The 25,146-nt window shown below is 31.1% G+C and carries 23 protein-coding genes; 14 read left to right on the forward strand and 9 right to left on the reverse strand.

Annotated elements, in window-relative coordinates; genetic code table 11:
• Positions 1-2,805 (forward strand): M1 family aminopeptidase, encoded by a 2,805-nt coding sequence (locus ACXGQT_RS06965; RefSeq protein ID WP_457830677.1) that lies wholly within the window; start codon positions 1-3, stop codon positions 2,803-2,805.
• A gap of 171 nt (positions 2,806-2,976) precedes the next feature.
• On the forward strand, positions 2,977-5,433 hold the full coding sequence (locus ACXGQT_RS06970) for an alpha-ketoacid dehydrogenase subunit alpha/beta (RefSeq protein ID WP_457830678.1): 2,457 nt from the start codon (positions 2,977-2,979) through the stop codon (positions 5,431-5,433).
• 28 nt (positions 5,434-5,461) lie between these two features.
• On the opposite strand, the gene ACXGQT_RS06975 is transcribed toward ACXGQT_RS06970, so the two are convergent.
• Positions 5,462-6,736, reverse strand: a complete 1,275-nt coding sequence (locus ACXGQT_RS06975; RefSeq protein WP_457830679.1) for a DUF2851 family protein — start codon at positions 6,734-6,736, stop codon at positions 5,462-5,464.
• A gap of 81 nt (positions 6,737-6,817) precedes the next feature.
• On the opposite strand from ACXGQT_RS06975, the gene ACXGQT_RS06980 reads away from it, so the two are divergent.
• From ACXGQT_RS06980 to ACXGQT_RS07025, 10 genes are all read left to right on the forward strand, one after another.
• Positions 6,818-7,447 (forward strand): NAD(P)H-dependent oxidoreductase, encoded by a 630-nt coding sequence (locus tag ACXGQT_RS06980; protein WP_457830680.1) that lies wholly within the window; start codon positions 6,818-6,820, stop codon positions 7,445-7,447.
• A complete protein-coding gene (locus tag ACXGQT_RS06985) occupies positions 7,447-8,901 on the forward strand; it encodes an aminoacyl-histidine dipeptidase (RefSeq protein ID WP_457830681.1) in 1,455 nt (484 codons plus the stop codon). Before ACXGQT_RS06980 ends, ACXGQT_RS06985 begins: the two co-directional genes overlap by 1 nt.
• A 135-nt stretch (positions 8,902-9,036) precedes the next feature.
• A complete protein-coding gene (locus tag ACXGQT_RS06990; protein WP_457830682.1) occupies positions 9,037-9,798 on the forward strand; it encodes a ParA family protein in 762 nt (253 codons plus the stop codon).
• 5 nt (positions 9,799-9,803) lie between these two features.
• Positions 9,804-10,700, forward strand: coding sequence for a ParB/RepB/Spo0J family partition protein (locus ACXGQT_RS06995; protein WP_457830683.1), 897 nt, complete (start codon positions 9,804-9,806; stop codon positions 10,698-10,700).
• Positions 10,690-11,247 carry a DUF5683 domain-containing protein gene (locus ACXGQT_RS07000; protein WP_457830684.1) on the forward strand — a complete coding sequence of 186 codons (558 nt, stop codon included), beginning with the start codon at positions 10,690-10,692 and terminating at the stop codon, positions 11,245-11,247. Before ACXGQT_RS06995 ends, ACXGQT_RS07000 begins: the two co-directional genes overlap by 11 nt.
• A gap of 2 nt (positions 11,248-11,249) precedes the next feature.
• Positions 11,250-11,951: a 4-hydroxy-tetrahydrodipicolinate reductase gene (dapB, locus tag ACXGQT_RS07005; RefSeq protein ID WP_457830685.1), complete on the forward strand. Its 702-nt coding sequence runs from the start codon at positions 11,250-11,252 to the stop codon at positions 11,949-11,951.
• 15 nt (positions 11,952-11,966) lie between these two features.
• Entirely contained in the window at positions 11,967-13,514 is a 1,548-nt protein-coding gene (gene lepB / locus ACXGQT_RS07010) for a signal peptidase I (RefSeq protein WP_457830686.1), read from the forward strand.
• A 2-nt stretch (positions 13,515-13,516) separates the two neighbouring features.
• Complete coding sequence (locus ACXGQT_RS07015) at positions 13,517-14,152, forward strand: WbqC family protein (RefSeq protein WP_457830687.1); 636 nt, start codon at positions 13,517-13,519, stop codon at positions 14,150-14,152.
• Entirely contained in the window at positions 14,139-14,453 is a 315-nt protein-coding gene (locus tag ACXGQT_RS07020) for a DUF6122 family protein (RefSeq protein WP_457830688.1), read from the forward strand. Before ACXGQT_RS07015 ends, ACXGQT_RS07020 begins: the two co-directional genes overlap by 14 nt.
• 35 nt (positions 14,454-14,488) lie before the next feature.
• Positions 14,489-15,067, forward strand: coding sequence for a Crp/Fnr family transcriptional regulator (locus tag ACXGQT_RS07025; RefSeq protein WP_457830689.1), 579 nt, complete (start codon positions 14,489-14,491; stop codon positions 15,065-15,067).
• A gap of 35 nt (positions 15,068-15,102) precedes the next feature.
• Here the strand turns inward: ACXGQT_RS07025 and ACXGQT_RS07030 are convergent, their stop codons facing one another.
• From ACXGQT_RS07030 to ACXGQT_RS07065, 8 genes are all read right to left on the reverse strand, one after another.
• A complete protein-coding gene (locus ACXGQT_RS07030; RefSeq protein ID WP_457830690.1) occupies positions 15,103-16,821 on the reverse strand; it encodes a DUF349 domain-containing protein in 1,719 nt (572 codons plus the stop codon).
• A gap of 40 nt (positions 16,822-16,861) precedes the next feature.
• Complete coding sequence (locus ACXGQT_RS07035) at positions 16,862-18,280, reverse strand: COG3014 family protein (protein WP_457830691.1); 1,419 nt, start codon at positions 18,278-18,280, stop codon at positions 16,862-16,864.
• A gap of 77 nt (positions 18,281-18,357) precedes the next feature.
• A complete protein-coding gene (locus ACXGQT_RS07040; RefSeq protein ID WP_457830692.1) occupies positions 18,358-18,945 on the reverse strand; it encodes a penicillin-binding protein activator LpoB in 588 nt (195 codons plus the stop codon).
• 18 nt (positions 18,946-18,963) lie between these two features.
• Positions 18,964-19,356, reverse strand: coding sequence for a hypothetical protein (locus ACXGQT_RS07045; RefSeq protein ID WP_457830693.1), 393 nt, complete (start codon positions 19,354-19,356; stop codon positions 18,964-18,966).
• Between the two features lie 84 nt (positions 19,357-19,440).
• Positions 19,441-20,184, reverse strand: coding sequence for a shikimate dehydrogenase family protein (locus ACXGQT_RS07050; protein ID WP_457830694.1), 744 nt, complete (start codon positions 20,182-20,184; stop codon positions 19,441-19,443).
• A gap of 2 nt (positions 20,185-20,186) precedes the next feature.
• Positions 20,187-21,191 (reverse strand): DUF368 domain-containing protein, encoded by a 1,005-nt coding sequence (locus tag ACXGQT_RS07055; protein WP_457830695.1) that lies wholly within the window; start codon positions 21,189-21,191, stop codon positions 20,187-20,189.
• A 2-nt stretch (positions 21,192-21,193) separates the two neighbouring features.
• The gene (locus ACXGQT_RS07060) at positions 21,194-22,117 is read right to left on the reverse strand and encodes a DUF368 domain-containing protein (protein ID WP_457830696.1); all 924 of its coding nucleotides are present in this window, start codon (positions 22,115-22,117) and stop codon (positions 21,194-21,196) included.
• A 34-nt stretch (positions 22,118-22,151) separates the two neighbouring features.
• Positions 22,152-23,516, reverse strand: a complete 1,365-nt coding sequence (locus tag ACXGQT_RS07065; protein ID WP_457830697.1) for a tetratricopeptide repeat protein — start codon at positions 23,514-23,516, stop codon at positions 22,152-22,154.
• Positions 23,517-23,667: 151 nt separating this feature from the next.
• Here ACXGQT_RS07065 and pyrR point away from each other — a divergent pair, with 151 nt between their 5' ends.
• Positions 23,668-24,216 carry a bifunctional pyr operon transcriptional regulator/uracil phosphoribosyltransferase PyrR gene (gene pyrR / locus ACXGQT_RS07070; RefSeq protein WP_457830698.1) on the forward strand — a complete coding sequence of 183 codons (549 nt, stop codon included), beginning with the start codon at positions 23,668-23,670 and terminating at the stop codon, positions 24,214-24,216.
• The gene (locus ACXGQT_RS07075) at positions 24,217-25,146 is read left to right on the forward strand and encodes an aspartate carbamoyltransferase catalytic subunit (protein WP_457830699.1); all 930 of its coding nucleotides are present in this window, start codon (positions 24,217-24,219) and stop codon (positions 25,144-25,146) included. It abuts the gene before it with no gap.

The following is a 25,146-nucleotide window of genomic DNA, read 5'->3' on the forward strand; positions in this document are numbered from 1 at the left end:
TTGAAAACTCTTTTCCGCATCATCATTTTATTTACAGGATTAAGCATCTATAGTCAAAATAACAAAACGACTATAGATGCTCAATTGTTTACGGAAAAGAATATTTTAAACATCTCTCAAAAAATTACTTATTACAACACAAGTAAAGATACGTTACATGAACTTGTGCTAAGAAACTGGGCTAATAGTTACAAGGATAGTGAAACTCCTTTAGCCAAAAGATTGTTAGAAGATTATAAAACTGATTTTTATTTTTCTAGAGATGAGGACAGAGGATATTCGCAAATAAACAGTATCAAAAACAACAATATAAATCTTACCTACCATTCCCCTCACCATCAAAAAGATTTAATATATGTAAACCTAAAAAATGCTTTAAAACCAAATGATAGCATATCTATTTCTTTAAAATATGTCATTAAAATTCCGAATGCTAAATTTACAGGAAGTGGTAAAAAAGACATGGATTACTATTTACAAGATTGGTATATTTCACCTGCTCCGTATGAAAGCAATTGGATATTAGACTCTCACAACAACCTAAATTATCAATACAACACCCCTACTGATTATAACATCAAATTTAAAGTACCTATTGGTTATCAAGTACACAGTGCTTTTCATCAACAAAAAAACATTGGGAGTGATTATTTAAACTATCATTTAACGGGTAAAAATTTTGTTAATGCAGACATTAGCATCACTTTTTTAAAATCTTACTTAACTATAAAAACCCATAACACAGATGTAGTTACTGATTTTATTTCGGAAAATTTTGACACAGACACTCAGGAAGAAAAAATAAACCGAATGATTACTTTTTTAGAAGAACATATAGGAAAGTTACCACATCATGAAATTTTAATTGAAAAAGCAACTTATAATGAAGACCCTATTTATGAGTTAAAATTTTTGCCTAACTTTTTACATCCTTACAAAGAAGACTTTAAATGGGAAATTAAGTTTTTTAAAACGTTGTGTTCTGAATATATAGATCAACTTATTTTAAACAACAAATACAAATATTATACATTTACGGAGGGTTTAGAGGTTTATTTATTTATTCAATACATCGAAAAGAACTATCCTAATTCAAAAATTATGGGACGTTTAGCTAATATTTGGGGACTTAGGTCAATGAATATTGCTAAAAGTAAATTCACAGATAAATTTTCAATTATACATCAAATTACAGCTAGAGAAAATTTAGACCAAAGTTTAGACACTCCTTTAAAAAACTTATCTAACTATAATCGAAAAATTATTACTCCTTATAAAGCAGGACTGAGTTTTATTTTTTTAGAACGATATCTTGGTAAAGATATTTTACAATCCGCTATCAAAGAATACATCCACCAAAATCTAAATAAGAATAGTGATCCTAATGATTTGATGGAAATTTTGCATCAAAAAAGCAATAAGGATATTTCGTGGTTTATGGACGAATGGGTAAGTTCTAACAAAAAAATAGATCATAAAATAAGTAAAGCCACATTTAAAAAAGATAGTGTTTATATCACTTTAAAAAACAGAAGAAGCATTAAAACACCTGTAGCTATATATGGTTTAAAAAACAATAAAATTAAAAGTAAAACGTGGACTGATGGTTTTTCTGACACTAAAAAAATTGCCATTAAAAACGACAGTTTAGATAAAGTTATATTGAACTACGAAAATGATTATCCTGAAATTAACAACCGAAACAACTGGAAAAATGCCAAACCAAAATTATTTGAACGTCCTTTAAAAATTAAATTACTAAAGGATTTAAACAACCCCAATGCGCATCAAGTTTTTTTAAATCCTGAATTTGCCTATAACTTTTATGATGGGGTTATTTTAGGAGTAGGAATTCAAAACAAAGCCTTTATTCGCAAAAACTTTGAATACAAACTTAAACCCACTTATAGTACAGCTAGTGGAACGTTAACTGGAGGATTTGATTTTTCTTATACTGTTTACCCCGAAAAAACCAATATTTTTGATATTAGCTTTGGTATGAACGGAAGTAATTACCACTACACTAAAGACCTAAACTACAATGTTATTTCTCCATACTTTACCATAGATTTTAAGCAGAAAGACATGAGAGCCTTAGGAACAAATAAAATAATGGCTCGCTTTTTAGGTATTAATAAAGAAGTAGAGTCTGGTATGCAACAAACGGAAGAAGACAGGTATCAACTCTTAAAACTGAGTTATGATTATCGAAAAAACGAATTAATTAACGACTATAAATTAAATGTAAGCACAGAGGTTGCAACCAAGTTTTCTAAACTAACTACCGATTTTAGATACCGACATTTAACCAATAAAAAAAGACCAGTTGAATTTAGATTTTATGGAGGACTCTTTCTAAGAAACACTACTACTTCAGATTATTTTAGTTTTAATCAACATACAGCAAACGACTATTTGTTTGAACTCCCTTACTTAGGAAGATCTGAAACTACAGGAATTCTAACTCAACAATACATAAAAGCTCAAGGAGGTTTTATTTCTCAAAATGAACCTGGTTTTTCTAATCAATGGTTAACTAGTATCAACACCAGCGTAGGAATTGTACGATGGGTAGAAGCCTTTAACAACATTGCCTTATCTAAAAGTAGAAACGAATCTCCTTTTTTAGATTATGAAGGAGGAATTCGCTTAAATTTTATTCCTGATATTTTAGAATTTTACTTACCCGTATACAATAAAGAAGGTTTTATTCCTAAAGATGCTCAGTATTGGAAAAACATTAGGTTTACAATTACTTTAAAAGCACAACCATTGGTTAAGTTCTTTAAACAACAATTGTTTTAAATTTTATAGTTAAAAATATGCCTCTCTACACAAAACAACATAACACACACTATACAAGCAACTTAACACATAAAGAACAAGTAACATATTACCATAAAAGTGAACTTTTTCTTTATCTTTAATATCCCAGTAGAAATACCTAACTTTACACTCTTATAAATAGCTATAAAGATGCCTATAACTGTGGATCCGAAAAACGAGCAAGAACTTACGTTCAATCAATTTAGGGAAGAAATTTTAAATGATTATTACATTGCCGTCCTAAGTCGAGAATGTAGTTTGCTTGGTAGAAAAGAAGTTTTAACAGGAAAAGCAAAATTTGGAATTTTTGGTGATGGTAAAGAATTACCACAAATTGCCATGGCCAAAGCCTTTGAAAAAGGTGATTGGCGTTCAGGTTATTATAGAGATCAAACCTTTATGTTAGCTTTGGGAGAATTAACTCCACAACAATTTTTTGCAGGTTTATACGCTCATACAGACATTAACCACGAACCTTTTGCAGCGGGTAGACAAATGGGAGGGCACTTTGCCTCTCATAGTTTAGACGAAAATGGAGAATGGAAAAACCTAACCCAACAATACAACACGGCTTCAGACGTATCTTGTACAGCAGCACAAATGCCTCGGTTAGTTGGTCTAGCTTACGCTTCAAAATTGTATAGACAAGAAGCATCAGTACAAAATGGTTACGAAAAATTTAGTAAAAACGGAAACGAAGTTGCTTGGGGAACTATTGGAAATGCAAGTACTAGTGAAGGACATTTTTTTGAAGCCATCAATGCTGCTGGAGTTTTACAAATACCTATGGTGGCAAGTATTTGGGATGATGAATACGGAATTTCAGTACATCAAAAACACCATACAACCAAAGAAAACATTTCTGAGGTTTTAAAAGGTTTTCAAAGAGATGATGAAAACAATGGGATAGAAATTTTTAACGTAAAAGGTTGGGATTACTCAAGTTTAATTGATGCTTATACCAAAGCATCACAAATTGCAAGAGAAGAACACGTACCAGTCATGATTCACGTTTCAGAAGTAACACAACCACAAGGACACTCTACTTCTGGCTCTCATGAACGCTACAAAAGTCAAGAACGTTTACAATGGGAAAGAGATTTTGATTGTAACAAAAAAATGCGTGAATGGATTTTAGACTTTGATTTATCTACCGAAGACAGCGTATTAAAATTTGTAGAAAGTGAAGAGGAATTAATAGCTATAGAAAAAAGAGCTAAACAAGAAGTTGCTGCTGCCAAAAGAGCAGCATGGCAAGCGTTTTTACAACCTTTAAAAACTGAAGAGAACAGTCTTATTACCGTTTTAAATAAAGTATGCGAAGAAAGTATTAACAAAAACTTTATTCAGAAATTAAAAAACGACTTAGAGGGAATGACAGAAGTTCACCGTAAAGATATTTACGGTACTGCTAGAAAAGTTCTAAGTTATATCCGTGAAGAAAACATTCCTAGCAAAACTATTTTACAAAAATGGTTACAGAAAAACCTTCCTATTGCTCAGGAAAAATATAGTTCTAAATTATTAAACGATTTGGGTAATGGAGCTTCTTCTATAGACGAAATATTACCTACTTATGCTGAAACCAAAGAAATTGTAGATGCAAGAGTAATTATTCGTGATAATTTTGATGCTTTGTTAAAAAAACATGACAACCTATTTATTTTTGGTGAAGATGCTGGTAAAATTGGAGATGTAAATCAAGGATTAGAAAGCTTACAAGACAAATATGGTGAATTACGTGTAGCCGATACCGGAATTAGAGAAGCTACTATTATGGGACAAGGAATTGGAATGGCTTTAAGAGGTTTACGTCCTATTGCCGAAATTCAATACCTAGATTATATTTTATATGCCGTTCAAACTTTAAGTGATGACTTGGCATGTTTACGTTACAGAACTTTTGGTAAACAAACAGCTCCGTTAATTGTAAGAACAAGAGGACATAGATTAGAAGGAATTTGGCATTCAGGTTCTCCAATGGCATTAATTTTAAGCTGTTTAAGAGGAATGCATTTATTAGTTCCTAGAAACATGACTAAGGCTGCAGGTTTTTACAACACATTATTGCAAACTGATGAACCTGCAATTGTGATAGAAAACTTAAATGGTTACCGTTTAAAAGAAGAAAAACCTAACAATTTAGGAGAATACTGCACGCCTATTGGATATTCTGAAACCATTAAAGAGGGAACAGACATTACTTTGGTTTCTTATGGTTCTACCTTAAAAATTGTATTAGAGGTGGCTCAAAAAGAGTTGGCTCAAGTAGGAATTAATGCAGAAGTTGTAGATGTACAAAGTTTAATGCCTTTTGATTTAGATCACAATATTTCTTACAGTGTTTCTAAAACTAACCGCTTAGCAATTATTGATGAAGATGTTCCTGGAGGAGCCTCTGCTTATATTTTACAAAAAGTGGTAGATGAGCAAAACGCTTATCAATATTTAGACAGCAAACCTATTTGTATTTCTGCTCAAGAACACAGACCTGCTTATGGTAGTGATGGAGATTATTTTTCTAAACCCTCTCACGATGATGTTTTTGAAAAAATATATGCTATTTTTCATGAAACAAACCCAAATAAGTTTCCTAAATTGTATTAACTTATCTTAGAGTATCTATAAACGACGATTATTGACTTTTCATCAACTCAACACCAATAACACACTCAGCACAACGCTCTTTGTCACAATATTCTTTTTTAAGCGTTAACAAAGCTTGTGTTTGCAAGGCTGATGTTGTTTTAACTCCATATTGATGAAATTTTTGAATGATATTGTTTTTCTCTGGTGAAAGCTCGTACATCAACTCTAACAACAGTTCATAATCCTCTCCTCTACTTTTTTGATATAAAAACAAAACGGGTACAACCACATTTATCAATAAAAGATCTACAAAGCCTTTACTTATTTGTTTGGGTGATTTTTTTGAAGGCTTATCAAAGTGATAATGCTCTTGCCAATAATCATCAATCTTAACTTTAAACAAATCTTTATAATCATTTAGTTTATTACCCAAACATAAGACTTTATCAAAAACCGATGAATGTTCTTTATAAAAAGCAATCAATTGAGCCAACCTAATAGTAGGAAAATTCTGAGGTCTACACCCATAAAAATGCAATTGAACCTTTTTTAAATTCCCTAATTGATATTTTTGTTTTTGATAGACAAACTCCTTTTGTAAGTTTTGGTAATAAGCATCTTCTACTTGCTTATTATCTAACAACCCTAATAATCCATATAAAAAGGAATGTATGGTGTTATTAACTATTTGTTTTCTGATGATAGAAAAATCAACCTGAGAAAATGCCTCTAAAAATAGCTGACCGTTTAAGTTTCCTCCAAAATATTTAGCCATGGTTAAAAACAACGTTGCTTCCCAATCTTGACCACTATTTTGATAAATAGTAGCAATATCATCAATCTTTCTTTCCAAACGTTCCACATACACTCGTTCTAGCCAATTGTTGATTTTAAATTCATCTATCTCCTTTAAATTTTGTTCACAAAAAACCCATTGTTGCCTGTTGTTCATCAATATTTTATAATTACTCAACACCCTTTCATGAATAAAATTTTTCAATTCTACAGTCGGAATTTCATTACTATGTAAGTCAAAAACCTCTACATCATGTTCATAAACCACGTGTAAAATTACGTTTTGATAATTTTTATCATTTTGATGTTGATGCGCATACCAATCCGATGATTTTACATGAATCTCTACATTTCCTGCCCATTTTTGACGGTCAATTTCAATCAATCCATTGTTAAAATCTGGCCCTTGCAGCGTATTTAAAAATCCTGTTTTATGAATTTTTAATTTTTCTCCTTTGGTAGTACATAACCTTTTATTATCTAACAACTGTTGTTGCCAAACCAAATGTAAAAAAGACTCTTTCATAGCGTTTTAGAATCTAAAGTTTTGAAGGTTAAGTTAAAAAATAAATACCTTATTTTTGTCATCAGAATCAAGAAGAGAAATATGAATATTATTGAAAGCCTAGAATGGCGATATGCAACCAAAAAATTTGACAACACTAAAAAGTTATCAAAACAGCAACTACAAACCATTAAAGAAGCTTTTAATTTAACGGCAACCTCTTACGGATTACAAACCTTGAGCTTGGTCATTATAGAAAATAAAGAAATAAGAGAAGAATTATTACCATTTGCTTTTAATCAAAAACAAGTAACAGAGGCTTCACATTTACTAGTGCTTTGTTATCCTGATGCTTTTGATGGTGCAAATGTTGAAGAATACTTTAATCGTGTTAAGCAGCAAAGAAACACTCCTGATGAAATTTTAAAACCTTTTAGAGATTTTTTAATGAATGATTTTGATAGCAAATCAGAAGTAGACAAACACAAAGCATTCATTAACCAAACCTACATTGCCTTAGGAAATCTACTAACTGTTTGTGCCTTAGAAAAAATTGATGCTTGCCCAATGGAAGGTTTCAATCCTGCTAAATTTGATGAAATATTAAAATTAAATGACAAAAACTTAAAATCGGCACTTTTATTGCCTGTAGGTTTTAGAGCCAAAGATGATTTTATGGCAAAAGAAAAAAAGGTAAGAAAAACCCTATCAGAAATAATCATAGAAATATAATGAACAACCCTTTACAACATATTGAGCCCAAAGAAATTTGGGCTCATTTTAATTTGATAAATGCCATTCCTAGAGCCTCTAAAAAAGAACAAGCCATTTCTGACTTTATGGTTGCTTTTGGGCAAAAATTAGGTTTAGAAACTGTACAAGACAAAGCCTTAAATGTTTTAATTAAAAAACCTGCTACTGCTGGTTATGAAAACAGAAAAAAAGTGACTTTGCAATCGCATTTAGATATGGTGCATCAAAAAAACAACAACACTCTTTTTAATTTTGATACTCAAGGAATTGAAATGTATGTAGATGGTGATTGGGTAAAAGCCAAAGGAACCACTTTGGGTGCCGATAATGGTTTAGGAGTAGCTGCCATTATGAGTATTTTAGCCGATAAAAACATTAAACACCCTGAATTAGAGGCACTGTTTACCATTGATGAAGAAACAGGAATGACTGGTGCTTTTGAACTACAACCGGGGTTTATTTCTGGTGATATTTTATTAAACTTAGATACCGAAGAAGATGATGAAATTACCATTGGCTGTGCTGGTGGTATTGACATTACTGCAACTAAAAACTACACTCCTGTTCCAACAAAACTAAATGCTTCTTTTTATAAAATTATATTAAATGGTTTAAAAGGAGGACATTCTGGAATGGACATTGTTAAAGGTTTAGGAAATGCTAATAAATTATTAACCCGTGTTTTGTTTGAAATTAACAAAACAGAATCTTTTCAAATAATTACATTACAAGGAGGTAATTTACGTAATGCCATTCCTAGGGAATCAGAATGCATTATAGCTGTTGAAAATTCAGAAACTTTTCAACAAAAATTAGAAGAAGTTTCTACAAATATTAAAAAAGAATGGGCCGTTAAAGAACCTAATTTGGCTATTTCTATTGCTAATACAGAAAACAAAACAGAAGGTTTAAGTCCCAAAGATCAAACTTTATTACTACAAACTATATATGCTTGCCATAACGGAGTATATACCATGGATGCTAATATTACAGATTTAGTAGCTACCTCAAACAATTTGGCATCGGTAAAAGTAGAAAATGGAAATATCACTTTTGCTTGTTTAACAAGATCATCTATAGAAAGTGAAAAAGAAGATTTATCAAACAAGTTATCTTGTATTTTTCAGTTAGGTGGCTTTGCTGTAAAGACAGATGGTTCTTATCCTGGTTGGCAACCCAACCCAAATGCTAGTATTATAACTACTATGGAGAATATTTATCAAAATTTATTTAAAAACAAACCAAACATCAACGCTTGCCATGCCGGACTAGAATGTGGAATTATAGGAGAACATTATCCTACAATGGAAATGGTTTCTTTTGGGCCAACCATCCGTGGAGCACATTCTCCAGAAGAAAGAGTAAGTATTTCATCCACACAAAAATTCTGGACTTTTTTGATTGAAATTTTAAAAAACATTCCTCATAAATAACGATTATATGCACACAAAACTTATTAACAATGGTTGGTCTTTAGTCAAAAAATCAACCATAATTGTTAATATCTTAACTTTCATCAACTCACAAATAATTGTACTTTTACCTACATTATAAACAGCATCTATTACATGGGAAAAATTATTGCTATTGCTAATCAAAAAGGAGGAGTGGGTAAAACAACTACTTCTGTTAATTTGGCAGCCTCTTTAGGGGTTTTAGAAAAAAAGGTTTTGATTATTGATGCTGATCCACAAGCAAATGCTTCGTCTGGTTTAGGAATTGATATTGAAACTGTAGAAAAAGGAACGTATGAAATTTTAGAACATACTTGTACAGCTGCCGAAGCAATTGTACCAACCAACTCTCCTAATGTAGATATTATTCCTGCACATATTGATTTGGTTGCTATTGAAATTGAGTTGGTAGATAAAGAGAATAGAGAATACATGCTTAAGGAAGTATTAAAACCTATTGTTGATTTGTATGATTTTATTATTATAGATTGTGCACCTTCTTTAGGATTGATTACCTTAAACTCTTTAACCGCTGCAAATTCAGTAATTATTCCAATTCAATGCGAATATTTTGCTTTAGAAGGCTTAGGAAAATTATTAAACACCATTAAAAGTGTTCAAAAAATACACAACCCTTCTTTAGATATTGAAGGACTTTTATTAACCATGTACGATTCTCGTTTACGATTGTCTAATCAGGTAGTAGAAGAAGTTAAAAAACACTTTAGTGATATGGTTTTTGAAACCATTATACAACGTAATATTCGTTTAGGAGAAGCTCCAAGTTATGGAGAAAGTATTATAGCTTATGATGCTACTAGTAGAGGTGCCGTAAACTATATAAATCTTGCTCACGAAGTGATTACAAAGAATTAAAACACATGGCAAAAGCAACAAAAAAACAAGCTTTAGGTAGAGGCCTTTCTGCATTATTGAAAGAAAACGATATGACTGTTCGCTCTGCTACGCATGAAAAAGCGACAGAAATTATTGGAAATATTATTGAACTAAAATTAGATCAAATTGAAGTCAATCCTTTTCAACCTAGAACTTATTTTGATGAAGAAGCATTAAAAGAATTAGCAGACTCTATTAAAATATTGGGGGTTATTCAACCTATTACTGTTCGTAGAATAGATGATAAATTTCAACTAGTTTCGGGAGAAAGAAGATTCCGTGCTTCTAAGTTGATAGGAAACAAAACCATTCCTGCATACATCCGTTTGGCTAACGACCAAGAGATGTTAGAAATGGCTTTGGTTGAAAACATTCAACGTAAAAACTTAGACCCTATTGAAGTTGCCTTATCTTACCAACGTTTGATTGATGAAATTAACTTAACTCAAGAAGAATTGGGAGGTCGTGTAGGTAAAAAACGTTCTACTGTAACCAATTATTTACGTTTGTTAAAACTAGATCCAATCATTCAAACAGGAATGAGAGATGGTTTTGTAAGTATGGGGCATGGTAGGGCTTTAATAAACATAGATAACACCTTAATTCAATTAGAGGTTTATGAAAAAATATTAAAAGACGGATTATCTGTTAGACAAACGGAAGCTTTGGTAGCTAATATGAAACAAGAAAAACCAAATAATTCCGTTACCAATACAACTCCTTCTTTTGTAAATGAAAGTCAAGATAAATTTAACCGTTTCTTTGGTCAAAAAGTAGCTATTAGTGCCAATGCCAAAGGAAAGGGAAAAATTGCCATCTCGTTTTCATCAGAAGAAGAATTTAACAAAATTAAAGCTTTATTAAACTTAGGTGATTCGTAATATTCTCATAATAGTTCTATTATTTACAGTGCAGTTCTCTTTTTCGCAAGAAGAAGGACAGTTGTCTGTAGACAGTCAAGCCTTTTTAGAAGATACGGACAGTTACAATCCTTTATCTCCTGCAAAAGCAGCATTCTACTCTGCTGTTTTACCAGGGCTAGGGCAAGCATATAACAAACGTTATTGGAAAATCCCTATTGTTTATGGAGCTTTGGCATCGAGCGTTTATTATTATACCACCAATGCAAAAGCATATAATAAAGTCCGTAGAGCTTTTAAACAAAGGGCTGCTGGAGAAATAGATGAATATTACAACTTATATTCTGATGCAAGTTTAGAAAATGCCCAACAACAATTCAGAAGAAACAGAGATACATCTCTGTTGACCTTTATAGGTTTGTATGCTTTACAAATACTAGAAGCAAGTATAGATGCACACTTGCTACAATTTAACATTACAGATAAAATAACTTTTGACCCAAAATTGATGAGAGACAATGTTTCTAAAGACAATTATGTAGGGTTATCATTAAATCTTAACTTTTAAGAATGAAAATAGCATTATTAGGATACGGAAAAATGGGACAGACTATTGAAAAAATAGCTGTTAGCAGAGGACATGAAATAGTGGTAGTTGTTGATGAAAACACTAAAGAATATGATATTACTTTAGCCGATGTTGCTATTGACTTTAGTATTCCTTCTGTTGCTGTAAGCAACATATCAAACTGTTTTAACAACAATGTTCCTGTAGTTTCTGGAACCACAGGTTGGTTGGCAGATTACCAAAAAATGGTGGATTTGTGTAACGAAAAAAATGGTGGATTTATTTACGCATCTAACTATAGCTTAGGAGTAAACATCTTTTTTGAGCTGAACCAACATTTAGCTAAAATGATGAAAAATCTTACTCAGTACAATGTAACTATGGAAGAAATTCATCACAAACAAAAATTAGACGAACCTAGTGGAACGGCCATTACTTTAGCCGAAGGTGTTATTGAACACACCAAATACAAAGGTTGGGAAGTAGATAAAGCTACTGAAGAGGTAAACATTCCTATTAAAGCCGTCCGTAGTCCTGAAGTACCTGGAACGCACACTGTAGATTACACGTCAGAAGTAGATAGTATAGAAATAAAACACACTGCTCACAATCGTCAGGGGTTTGCTTTAGGAGCTGTAATTGCTGCCGAATGGCTAGTAGGGAAACACGGTGTGTTTTCTATGAGAGACGTGTTAGGGTTATAATAAAAAAACAAAAAAATGAACTGGATTATATTCTTTTTAATAGTACAATTATTACATTTTGCAGGTACTTGGAAATTATACCAAAAAGCAGGCAGAAAATCTTGGGAAGCCGCTATTCCTGTATACAATGCAGTAGTTTTAATGGGAATTATTAACAGACCTAAATGGTGGGTATTGTTATTGTTTATTCCTGTAATTAACTTATTAATATTTCCAGTTATTTGGGTAGAAATTGCTCGTAGCTTTAGAAAATTTGATCCTAAAGATACATGGCTAGCCATTTTAACCTTAGGTTTTTACAATTTTTACTTAAACTACGTTATTTTTGATCAGTTAAAATACAATGCAAATCGTAGTATAAAACCACCAAGTAAAACAGGAGAATGGGTTAGCTCAATTACTTTTGCAGTAGCAGCAGCTACTTTTGTACACACGTACATCATGCAACCGTTTACTATTCCTACCTCATCATTAGAAAAATCTTTATTAATTGGTGATTTTCTTTTTGTAAGTAAGTTTCACTACGGAGCTAGAGTACCTATGAGTCCTATTTCTTTACCAATGGTACACGATTCTATTCCTAAAACCAGTCTGCCATCATACTTAAAGGGAATTGAATTACCTTATATGAGATTACCAGGTTTGCAAAAAATAAAAAGAAATGAAATTGTTGTTTTTAATTGGCCTTCGGACTCATTAGCATTAATGTGGGGAGACACTTCTGATAAGTTTACCTACAAACCTATTGATAAAAAAACCAACTATGTAAAACGTTGCGTTGGGATACCTGGGGATAGTTTAGAAATTAAGAATGGATATATCTACATCAACGGAGAAAGAACTGTTTTGCCAGACAGAGCCAAGCCCCAATTTAATTATTATGTAGATACAAAAACCCCTCTTACTTATGATGAAATTGTACACAAATACAATGTAAATCCATCAGAAGCTTCTCAAATAACCCAAAACAAATACTTTATCAATTTAGATAAAGAACATGCTGAATTGATGCAAAAAGACCCTAAGGTTATTTCTATCAAAAGAAACATTCAAGCCAAAGGGAGTTATCAACCAGACATTTTTCCTCACGACCCACAATACGCATGGAGTCAAGACAATTATGGACCTATTTACATTCCTTCAAAAGGAGATGTGGTTACACTTGATAAAAAATCACTTCCGTTTTACCAAAGAATTATTTCTGAATACGAGAAAAATGATTTTGAAATTAAAAACAATGGAGATGTTTATATCAACGGAATAAAAACTGACAAATACACTTTTAAACAAGATTACTACTGGATGATGGGAGATAACCGTCAACGCTCTTTAGATGCTCGTTATTGGGGATATACACCTTTTGATCATGTGGTTGGTAAACCTGTATTTATATGGATGAGTTTAGATCAGAACGAAACTGCCATCAACAAAAAAGTACGATGGGATAGAGTTTTCACTACAGTTGGAGGAGACGGAGAACCTAAATCTTATTTTATGTATTTCTTAGTGGCTCTTGGACTTTATTACGTAGGAAAAGAAGTTGTTAAACGAAGAAAAAAATAAATATGATTCCAAAACTTTTGGTACAACCTGCATACTTTGCCCCTATAGCACAGTATGCAGCTATTTTACAAGCCAACACTACTGAGTTTGAAACACAAGACAATTTTGTAAAACAAACTTATAGAACACGTTGCTATATATATAGTGCCAATGGTAAATTGCTTTTAAACGTACCTGTAAAAAGTAAAAAAGGACAAAAAACGCAAACGACAAATATAGAATTAAATTACGATGAAGATTGGCAAAAACTTCATTTAAAATCTTTACAGTCTGCTTATAGAACCTCTCCTTTTTACGAATACTACGAAGATGATTTAAGGTCTATTTTTGAGACAAAACATCAATTTCTATGGGAATTGCATCAAAAAACACATGCTTTTGTTATGGATGCGTTACAAGAAGAAAGAGCCTTTTCGGAAACGACTGAATACTTTAAAGATTACACAGAAAAAGTAGATATTAGAAATTGGATTGAAGCTAAAAAAGACCTGTTAATAAATTATCCTCCGTATGTTCAAGTATTTGATGACAAACACGGTTTTATACCTAACTTAAGTATTTTAGATTTACTATTTATGGAAGGTCCAAACGCTAGTTTGTATCTAGAAAACTTAAATTTACAAAATGTTATCACTTAAATTTTGTATTCACTACGGATTACATTTTTTATTTCCTGCCCTTATTGCTTATGCATACAATCCAAAACATTGGAAACGTAATTGGTTAATTCTAATTTCTACCATGTTAATAGATTTAGATCATTTATTAGCCACACCTATTTTCGATCCAAATAGATGTAGTATAGGATTCCATCCTTTACATTCTTTTTATGCCTTTATTATCTATTTAATATTACTATTCCCAAAAAAAACAAATTTAATTGCATTAGGATTTTTATTTCATTTATTCACGGATTACGTGGATTGTTTCCTAAAATAATTTACATTTGTTAATAACATTCTTACTAAATAACTATGGATAGCTTTTTAAATTACATAAACAATATATACCCTTTACCAGAAGAAGTTATAAAAAAACTGCTTGGCTATGCAAAGGTCAGTTCCTATAAATCTGGGGATCATTTATGTGAAACGGGTAATGTAAACAATAAGTTATTTTTTATTATTGATGGTATTACAAGAACCTACATGAAAACAAGTGTAGATGGTCCTGAAATAAACAAATCAATTGCAGCTCCAGGTCAGCTAGCAGGTTCATTAAAATCGGCTATGGATAAAGCTCCAGCTTTAATTGCCTGTCAGGCTTTAACAGATATTGTAGTTGTAGAAATAACAATTGACAATTTAGCCAGCCTTAGACAAGAACACCCCCAGTTTGGTGAATTTATGTACAAAGCAATGGAACAAGAATATATTAAGTTAGAAGTTTCTTTAATAGACTTACTTTCTAAAAACGCTACAGAGCGATATTTAATTTTAAGAAGAAATATAAAAAATATAGATCAATTAATACCTCAGTTTCAAATTGCATCGCATTTAGGTATTACTCCTATTCAGTTAAGTAGAATTAGAAAAAAATTACTTAAACAATAAAAAAACGAGAAGCTTACAGCTTCTCGTTTTTTGTTTTATTGAAATGATTTTAAATATTTCATTTTTTTCTTAGCTAAGAGTAATTTCTCTTTTTCTGTTTCTATAGATTTCATAACAGTATCTAACAAAGGATTACTTTTTTTACTGTTGGTAAAAAAGCCTAAATTATTTTCTAATTGCTTTAAATCTTTAGTAGCATTGTCTACTTCATTTCTAAGCTGATCATATTCTGTATATAACTTCTTACTATCAATAGCCAATAAATAAGCAATTTTTAATTGATATTTTATAAACTCAGCTTCAATCTTTTCTTTAGGTAAAGAAAGTTCGTTTGTTATATAATGTAAAATATCTTGATCTATTTTATTTTTTTGAGGAGGTACCAATCCTAAACCAATCCATTCTTTTAACAACTCTTTATAAGAATCTAAATCAATTTTAGTTTCTGATAATTTAGCTAAAAAGGTTTCTTTTTTAATTAAATTGTCTTGCTCTTCTGGAGTTCCTTCTTTCTTAACATTGTTCAATCTATCAAAATAAGCATCACAAGCGCTTTTAAATTCTTTCCATAAAGCATCTGCTTGTTTTCTTGGAACAAATCCTACCTTTTTCCATGCTGCTTGAATTCTTTTAAATACTTCGGTAGCCTCTACAAAATTATCAGAATCTTTCCATGTTAGTGCTTCTTCTATCAATGCATTTTTAACAGCTATTGCTTCGTTTTGAGCTGCTTTGGTTTCTTTAAAAAAATTATTCTTTGCGTTGTTAAAGGCTCTTGTTGCTTCTTTAAAAGTATCCCAAACTTCTTTATTTTTATTTTTAGGTATTTTACCAATAGCCAAAAACTCTTCTTTTAAAACTTCAAAAGCATCAATACTTTTTTTCCAATCTCCAAAAGATTTATTTTTAGAAAAATCAAAATATTTAATTTCTTGAATTTTAGCTAATTTTAAATCGTAGTTCTGCTCTTCTACTTTTCTTAACGCTTCTAAAAACGTTGTTCTTTTATCGTGAATTGCGTTTGATAAAGCTGAAAATTCTTCCCAAATTGGTTCTCTAAATTCTTTAGCAACGGGTCCTGTTTCTTCTTTCCAAATTTTATGTAAAACTTGTAATTCATTAAAAGCAAACTGAATATCATTATGCTCTAACAATTGTTTTGCCCTTTCAATTACCTGCTGCTTTGCTTCTAAATTATGTTTAAAATCAATAGCCCTTAAATCATTGTTAATGTGTAACAAATCATAATATTGCTCTACATATAAATGGTAATTACCCCAAGTTTCTTGATATTTATCTGAAGTAACTGGACCTATTTCTTTCCAATCAGACATTAACTGTTGAAACTCTTTATATGTTTTAGAAACTTCACCTTGTTCTACTAAAGATTTAATAGAAGCAATAACTTCTTCTCTTTTAGCCAGATTGTCAGCAAGTTCTTTAACCAATTTTTTATAATGGTTATTTTTTTTCTCTACATAAGATTTCCACAAATCCTTAAATTCAATCTGAATAGGCTGAGAGTATTCAAAATCAATTTCATTTCCTCCTTCTTGAATGAACAAATCCTTAGCTTTATCTAACTGTTCATTGTATTGATAATAAAAAGAAGCTCTTATAGCACTTGCTTGTTCTTTTATATCCTGAATAGGATTTTCATCAATCATCTTTTTTAATTCAGCAACCAAAGTTTCTAAAGACATTGTTTTATAGTCTGTTGATTGAGTTTCTTTCTCCATATCTATGGTAATCATTATATTTTAATTTACTCTTATCTTATTTAAACGAAACTAATTAATTAGTTCTATCGCTTTGTGGTGTTATATAGTTGAGGAATTTTAAATTTCCTGTAGATTTTATTTCAAATTCCTTTTCTATACTTTCACCGTTGTTTGTTGCTACTTGTACCTTTACCTTGTTCTCTGTTTGGTTTAAAGGTAATCTAGTATAGTATATTTTACTAGGTAATGTTTGCCAGTTCCTAGTATCTGTTTTTTCTGTCAATGCATTTATCAATCCTAAGACAGCTCCTAAGTTTTCATTCTGATTTCTTACAATATTTTCAGAAAACTTTTTAGCTGCTACACGAATGGCTATTTTACCTATTTCTCTTACTGTTCTATCTCTTAATGTTTGAAAAGCTATAGTTTTATAATCTTCTACCAACTCTAGAGGATAAACTTCTGACAAATTATTATTTAAAACAACTTTTCCGCTAGTAAAATATGGAATTCTATCTTCATATTTTGGAAAAGCTATATTAAAGACACTAATATCCGAAAATTTACCATTATTTGCACTATTACTTGTTGGCACAGGAAAATTAATACCTAAGTCTTCGTTTGCTATGGTAACAAATCCGTTATTATTACCAGGTAAGGTGGTAAAACTAAAATATGTTTGTGATTTGTATGGAACCAATCCACTTTCCCAAAAAACAATTAAATCTCCTTTATTACCAGATAAATTTTCTTTGTATGTTAAATTAAATAATTCCGAATATTTTAATTCTTCATCCTTAAATCCTAACAAATGAGCTGTAGTAATAATGTCTTTTTTTAACTGAGTAGGCATAGAAACCCCAAAGTAAGTTCCATCATTTAATTGATATAACTCTACCGCATTTCTGTAAGAAATAAAAGCATCGTTTAAGTTTCCTGTAGCTTCATATAACAAACCTTGTAAATTTAAAGCAAAAGCATCTGTAGCATACCTGTTTTTTTTACCTGCAGGATACGAATCATTTATTTTTTGTAATTGAAGATTAATTCTTTTTGCCTCAACCAAAGCCTCATCATATAAGCTTAAAAAAATATAGTTCAATGCTTTATAATAATGAATGGCAACCTTTTCAAAATCTTCACTCCTATATGTTGTTTTCTCAGGATTGGTTAAAAACCCTAACACTTCACTTTTTAAGTTTTTTTTATGATCTTCTATTAATAAATCTGCTTTGTTAAAAAGTTCATTGCTTAACTTATAGTCTCCTTTTAAATAAGCTATTTTTCCTTTTTCTAAGCAATACAATAATTCATTCCTGTCTTTTTTTAAAAACCTGTTATTGTCTACACTATTAAGAGCTACCTCAAACTCACCATTTAATACTTCATGCTGATATTTTGCGCTTAACTGATTGTAAGTAGCACAGCTAACAGCACTTATAACAAGTACTGAAAGAGTTAAATATTTTATAATAGACATTAACGTTTTCATGCAAATTATGAATAAAAAAACTGTTTAGAATTCTATAAAAATTCCTAAACAGTTTTTTTTAATATTAAAAGTCAAGATTAGTTTTTAACGTATTTCTTGATTTTCTTCTCTCCAAACCAAACCTTTTCATTTGTTTGGATATTGGTCAATTCTAAATCAATTTGATAATATACAACTTTCTGTTTCTTTAAGGCATCTACCACAGAATTAATTGTTCCTTGCAGCATATAATCAGCTCCCGTTTCTAACCCAAACTTTTTCATGGTAGAAACTGATGCATTTGTTTGTTGATCTGCTCTCTCTGCTCTTAATTCATTCCTCATTTCTCCACCTTGAACAACTCTTGCTTTTTGATATTTTACCAAAGCTTTTTCTACCTCAACAGTAAACACCTCTGCATCTATATGTTCATGTGATTTATTACGAACCAATCCTACAATAACCACTGGTTTTTCACCTGTTTCTACTAAGTGATTACTTATCCAATCACCAGTTACAATTTGTGCACTTAAGTCTTCGGCACTCAATCTTGCATCTGTATCATTCCATCTTCCACTAATATCAATTACTTCATTAGTATCAATTCTTGTTACTTTTCTAGCACACGAAGTAGTAACCAATACAGCTACAAATCCAAGTGCTGCTATAAACAATCTTTTTTTCATTTTATTATATTTTATTTTTTAAAATCTACAACTACCTGCAAAATATCCTAAACCAAAACTGGTAAAAGAACGTCCTAAAACAGGCTGATAAGATGACCATCTATAAGGATTTCCGTAAACATAAGAAGTATGTTTTGCTCTTTCCATACGTTCCTGATGCCTCCATAAAGGCCTCATAGCTCTGTAATCTTTGCGAATATTTTTTCTAATTCTTTTTTCCTCCATAGGATCTATAGCCACATAAGTTTGTTGACTAGTAGTTCCTTGTTTTAAGATATAATCATTGGCAACTACGGCATATTTTTCATACGCAGCTTTTGCATTCGGATTTTGATCTGAAACAATATTTGTTTGTGCATTTAACACTCCAACAAACATGATACTAATAAATATAAAAGTTAAGTTCTTCATAAGTGCATAATTTAAAGGATTATACAAAGGAAAGATACTAAAATTATACCAAAATACTTTTTATAAGCTTCTCCTTTTTAAAAATTAGCTATTCCAAATTTCCCAAGACTTTTCCGCCTGTAACTCTAACATAGACAAACCATTTTTTGTGGTAGCCCCTTGTTCTCTCCCTAAACGCAAAAATGTAGTCTCAGAAGGATTGTATATCAAATCAAACAACAAATGATTAGCACTTAAATACTGATAAGGAATTTCTGGTTTAAGTTCTATACTTGGTGATGTTCCTAAAGGAGAACAGTTTACAATAACGGTATATTCTTTAATAATCTGTTCATTTAATTGCTCATAACTCCATCTTTCTAGAGTAGCAGTTCTTGACACAAATTTAAAATCAATTCCTAATTTCTGAAAGGCATAAGCAACCGCTTTTGAAGCTCCTCCTGTTCCTAATATCAAAGCTTTTGTATGATGAGATTTTAACAAAGGTTCTAATGATTTTTGAAATCCATACACATCTGTATTATAACCAATTGCTGTTCCATCACTATTTAATTTAATTGTATTGATGGCTCCTATTTCTTGAGCATCTGCATCAATATCATCTAAAAAAGGATGAACATCTTGTTTGTATGGAATGGTTACATTTAACCCTTTTAATCCTTCTTCTCTTGCCTTGATAATATCACCCAACACAGAGATTTCTGGCAAATCAAAATTTACATATTGATGATTTTCTAATCCTAATTTCTGAAATTTCTCTCCAAAATATCCTCTAGAAAAAGAATACGAAATATTTTTACCTACCAATCCAAAAGTCACCTTACTCATTTTTAATTTGTTTTTGAAAAACGTTCTACACCCAGTACCAATAATACTCCAACAACTACAAACAAAAGTGCAACCCATGTTTGTTGAATGGTAAAATCTGGCAAATACTTGTGAAAACCTACTACTATTTTATGATTAAAATTATCTTTTAAAAATACACCGTTCTCTTGTGCATATATTTTTTCTTTCCAAGGCCATACCGTTCCTAAAGAACCTAAAATAAATCCTATAATCACTGCATTTACTACCTTGCCCCATCTACCTAAAACAAAAGCCAGTATTTGTGATAAAAATATCAATCCAAAAAGAGATCCTAAAGTAAAAACAGCAATAACCATTAAATATTTTTGATTACTAGCCTCTAAAAACAGGGTTGTATTTCCTGTAAAAATTCCTACCAAAACATCGTTTAAAACATTTACGGAATCCACTAATAGAAAAACATAATTCCCCATCAACATTAATATATAGGAACCTGATAATCCTGGAATCGTCATTCCTGAAACACCAATAACACCACAAAGAAATACAAACCAAAGATTGTCATTTTCTCCACTTGGATGAATAAAAGTAATAGCAAAACCGACTGCAATTCCCAAAACTAAAGAAATATAACTTTTTAGCTCCCAACCTTCATACCTCTTAATTAAATAAATTCCTGAACCGATTATCATTCCAAAAAACAATGCCCAAACTTGTAGTTCATTACGTTCCAAAAAATAATCTAACAATTTTGAAACAGTAAAGTAGCTAAACACCATTCCCCCTACTATATAAATTAGAAATTTAGCATTGATATAATTATAAAGACTTTTAAACCTTCCGTTAACTAAAAGTATTAATGCTTTCCCATTAATTTTTTGAAATGAGTAAATTAATTCATTGTAAAAGCCTAACACATATGCAACTGCTCCACCAGAAACACCAGGAACTTTATTAGCCACCCCCATTAGCATTCCTTTTACAAAGAGCAATATATTATACAGTAAACTTCCTTTTGGAAACATATTTAAGATTTATGACTTGCAAGTTTTTCCAAGCCAATAATTAACAAGAATCCTGCTACTGCTAAAGCTATAGCTATTATTACTTGAGACTCTCCTGAATAATTATTTGGCAAAACACTATTCTGTAATACAGGAACTTGAACTCCTTTAGAATTTATTCTTGTTGTTAAAGTCTCTTTCCATGGCCAAATTTTATTTAATGATCCTATAATAAAACCTGTTAAACCTGCCAACGTTGTATTTTTATAATTTACAAATAACCATTTTAACACTCTAGAAAAACTTAACAATCCTACTACAGCACCTAAACCAACAATGGCTATTATTTGTAAATCTCTTGAATGTACTGCTGTTAAAATAGCTTCATAAGCCCCTAATAACACTAAGATAAAAGCTCCTGAAATACCTGGTAAGATCATAGCACAAATAGCCAATGCTCCTGCTAAAAATAAAAACATAGAAGATGCATCATCACTTACCATAGGTTCTGCAATGGTAATATAATAAGCTACTCCACAAGCTGCTATTAACGATATTATTTGTGCTCCCCCCCATTTATCAATCTGTTTTCCAACGTAAATAACACTTGCTACTACCAATCCAAAAAAGAAAGACCAAACCAAAATAGGTTTGGTAGCCAATAAAAATGATATTCCCTTTGCTAAAGACAATACACTAACAGCAACCCCTACAAGTAAAGCCACCAAAAAATTTGCATTTGCTTTTTTCCAAGCAGCTTTAATTCCGTCTTGTTTTAAAACAGTTAATAATGATAGATTGATATTACTAATAGTTGTTAGCAATTCCTCATATATTCCTGAAATAAAAGCAATGGTTCCTCCTGACACACCTGGTACTACATCTGCTGCTCCCATTGCCATTCCTTTTAAAGAAATAATGGCATAATCTTTAATTGTTCTTTTCATTAAAAGTGTTTTAGAGCAAATGTAATTTTAAATACTAATTTTCCAAAAAGTTTAAAACCATTCTTTTTACTTTCTCATCTTCAAAAACTGTTGGATACAATTCCTGAATAATTAAATGATATTCATAATCTAAACTCAAAGCACTTTTTAAATGAATATATGCTTCTTGTTTTTGGTCTGTAATAAAAAACAAACAACCTAATCTATATTCTATTTCGGCAAAATTATGATGTTGTTTTTTAGCTCTAACCAAAGTATTTAACGCTCTAAAAAAATCACCTGTAAACACCCATATATCGGCCAAAGTAATCCAAACATCTACTCCAGAGTCATCTAAAGAAATACATTTTTCAAAAGCCTCAGCTGCTTCTTCATAAAACTTTAAGCGTAAGTTAATTTCTCCATTATATCTCCAATAAACCACATTGGTTTCATCTAGAGCAATGGCTTTGTTTAAATAATGTAAAGCTTTATCGTAATTTTTCTCTTCATTGTTTATAATAGACAATAACATCCAACCTTTATCTAAAAGTGGATCTTCATGCAATGCTTTTTTATAATAATGAATGGCCTTAGTAGCGTTATTTTTCTTTTTATAACATTCCCCTATTTGTAAATAGGCAAAAGCAGTAGGATCATCTAACTCTAAAGTGATTTGATAGTTTTCTATAGCCTCATCATATCTATCCAACTTTTCTAAAGTTTTGGCTTTTTCTACATATCCACCTATAAAAGCTTCATCAATAATAACAGCATAGTCAAATGCTTTTAGAGCCATTTTATAATCCTTTAACACAAAATATTGACGTCCTAATTGATGCCAAGCTACTTCGCAATATGGATTTTTATTGATGTAATCTTCTAAAAAAGTAATCGCTTCTGTATGAGATGATTCCATCTCAAAACAGTAAATAATATTATATAAAGCTTGATAGTCTTCTATATCATACTCTAAACAAACCGAAAAATGCTCTCTAGATTTTTCATAATCATCTAAATACAAATATTCCATTCCCAACAAAGCTGATACATCAGCCAAATCATCCGTATATTCTTTAGCTTTAACCAAATACTCAATAGCTTCTTTATGCTTATCGTCTTTAGAAAGCATATTTGCTATTTGAATATAAACCTCATCATTATAAGGATAAATGGCCATTAAATTATCTAACAACAATCTTGCTTCTTGTAATTTATCCTCAAACACCATTATTTCAGCCTGTATCAATTTAATATCTGCCGAATCAGGATGTTGCTCCAAAGCCAAAAAAACTGCCTTTTTTGCCATAGAAGTATTTCCATCATCTAAGTAGTAATGGATAATCTCCTCAAACTCAGTTGTATCAAAAAAATACACATCGTTTGTTTTAAGCATTTCCTCAAATTTTGATAATGACATCATCCTCTTTTTCTTTTTAGTAGAGCAAACTCTGTTAGTCTTACATAAATATAAAGCACATTAGTCAATTATCGTGCCTTTGTAACTAAATGTTTTTAACAAATTAATCAACAAAAAACCTATATTTGTACTACTAATTTACTTAGATCTTATGAGTGATAAAATACTTCTAAACTCAAAAAAAATTCAAATAATCCTTCAACGATTGGCTTGTCAGCTAATTGAAAATCACGGTGATTTTTCTAACACTGTTTTGATTGGCCTACAACCTAGAGGTACTTATTTTGCTGAAAGAATAGCCTCTATTTTAAAGAAAGATTACAATATAAAAAACATCAAACTAGGAAAGTTAGATATTACTTTTTATCGTGATGACTTTAGACGTAGAGACGAACCTTTAAATGCAAATTCTACCGAAATTAATTTTTTAGTAGAAAACCAAAAAGTAGTTTTTATAGATGATGTTTTATTTTCAGGAAGAAGTATTAATGCAGCTTTAACTGCCATTCAGTCATATGGTAGGCCTGCCGAAGTAGAACTTTTGGTGTTGATTGACAGACGTTTTAGTAGACACCTGCCTATTCAACCAGACTACAAAGGAGCAACTGTAGATGTAATTAATGAAGAAAAAGTTTTGGTAAACTGGAGTGATGACACTACAAAAGATGCCGTTTATATTATTAATAAGAAAGACAAATAGATGAAGACCTTAAGTGTTCCAAACCTATTAGGGATTAAGCACCTAGTGAAAGAAGATATTGATTTAATTTTTGAAACTGCCGATCATTTTAAAGAGGTGATTAACAGACCTATTAAAAAAGTACCATCACTTAGAGATATTACCATTGCAAACCTATTTTTTGAAAACAGCACCCGTACAAAGTTGTCTTTTGAATTGGCAGAAAAACGTTTGTCTGCAGATGTGCTTAACTTTTCTGCCTCTGGTTCTTCTGTAAAAAAAGGAGAAACATTAATAGATACTGTAAACAATATTTTATCTATGAAAGTAGATATTATTGTAATGAGACACCCTGAAGTGGGTGCTCATGAATTTTTAGCAAAACACGTAAACACCAAAATAATTAATGCTGGTGATGGAACCCACGAACACCCAACCCAAGCCTTATTAGATTCTTTTTCTATTAGAGAACGTTTAGGAAATGTGGCAGGAAAAAAAGTTGTTATTGTAGGAGATATTTTACATTCTCGTGTAGCCTTATCAAATATATATGCGTTAAAATTACAAGGAGCAGAAGTTAAAGTTTGTGGCCCTGTTACCTTAATTCCTAAATACATAGAAAGTTTAGGGGTTGGTGTAGAAACAGATTTACGTAAAGCTTTAGAATGGGCAGATGTTGCTAATATGTTACGTGTACAAAATGAACGTATGGATATTAAATATTTTCCATCAACCAGAGAATACACTCAGTTATACGGAGTAGACAAAAAGTTATTGAACTCTTTAAATTCTGAAGTTACCATTATGCACCCTGGTCCTATAAACCGTGGAGTAGAAATTACTTCTGATGTTGCAGATTCAGACCAAGCCATTATTTTAAATCAAGTAGAAAACGGAGTAGCTGTTCGTATGGCTTGTATATATTTATTAGCTTCACAAATTAAACAATAG

The organism is Wenyingzhuangia sp. IMCC45467, assembly GCF_054111205.1.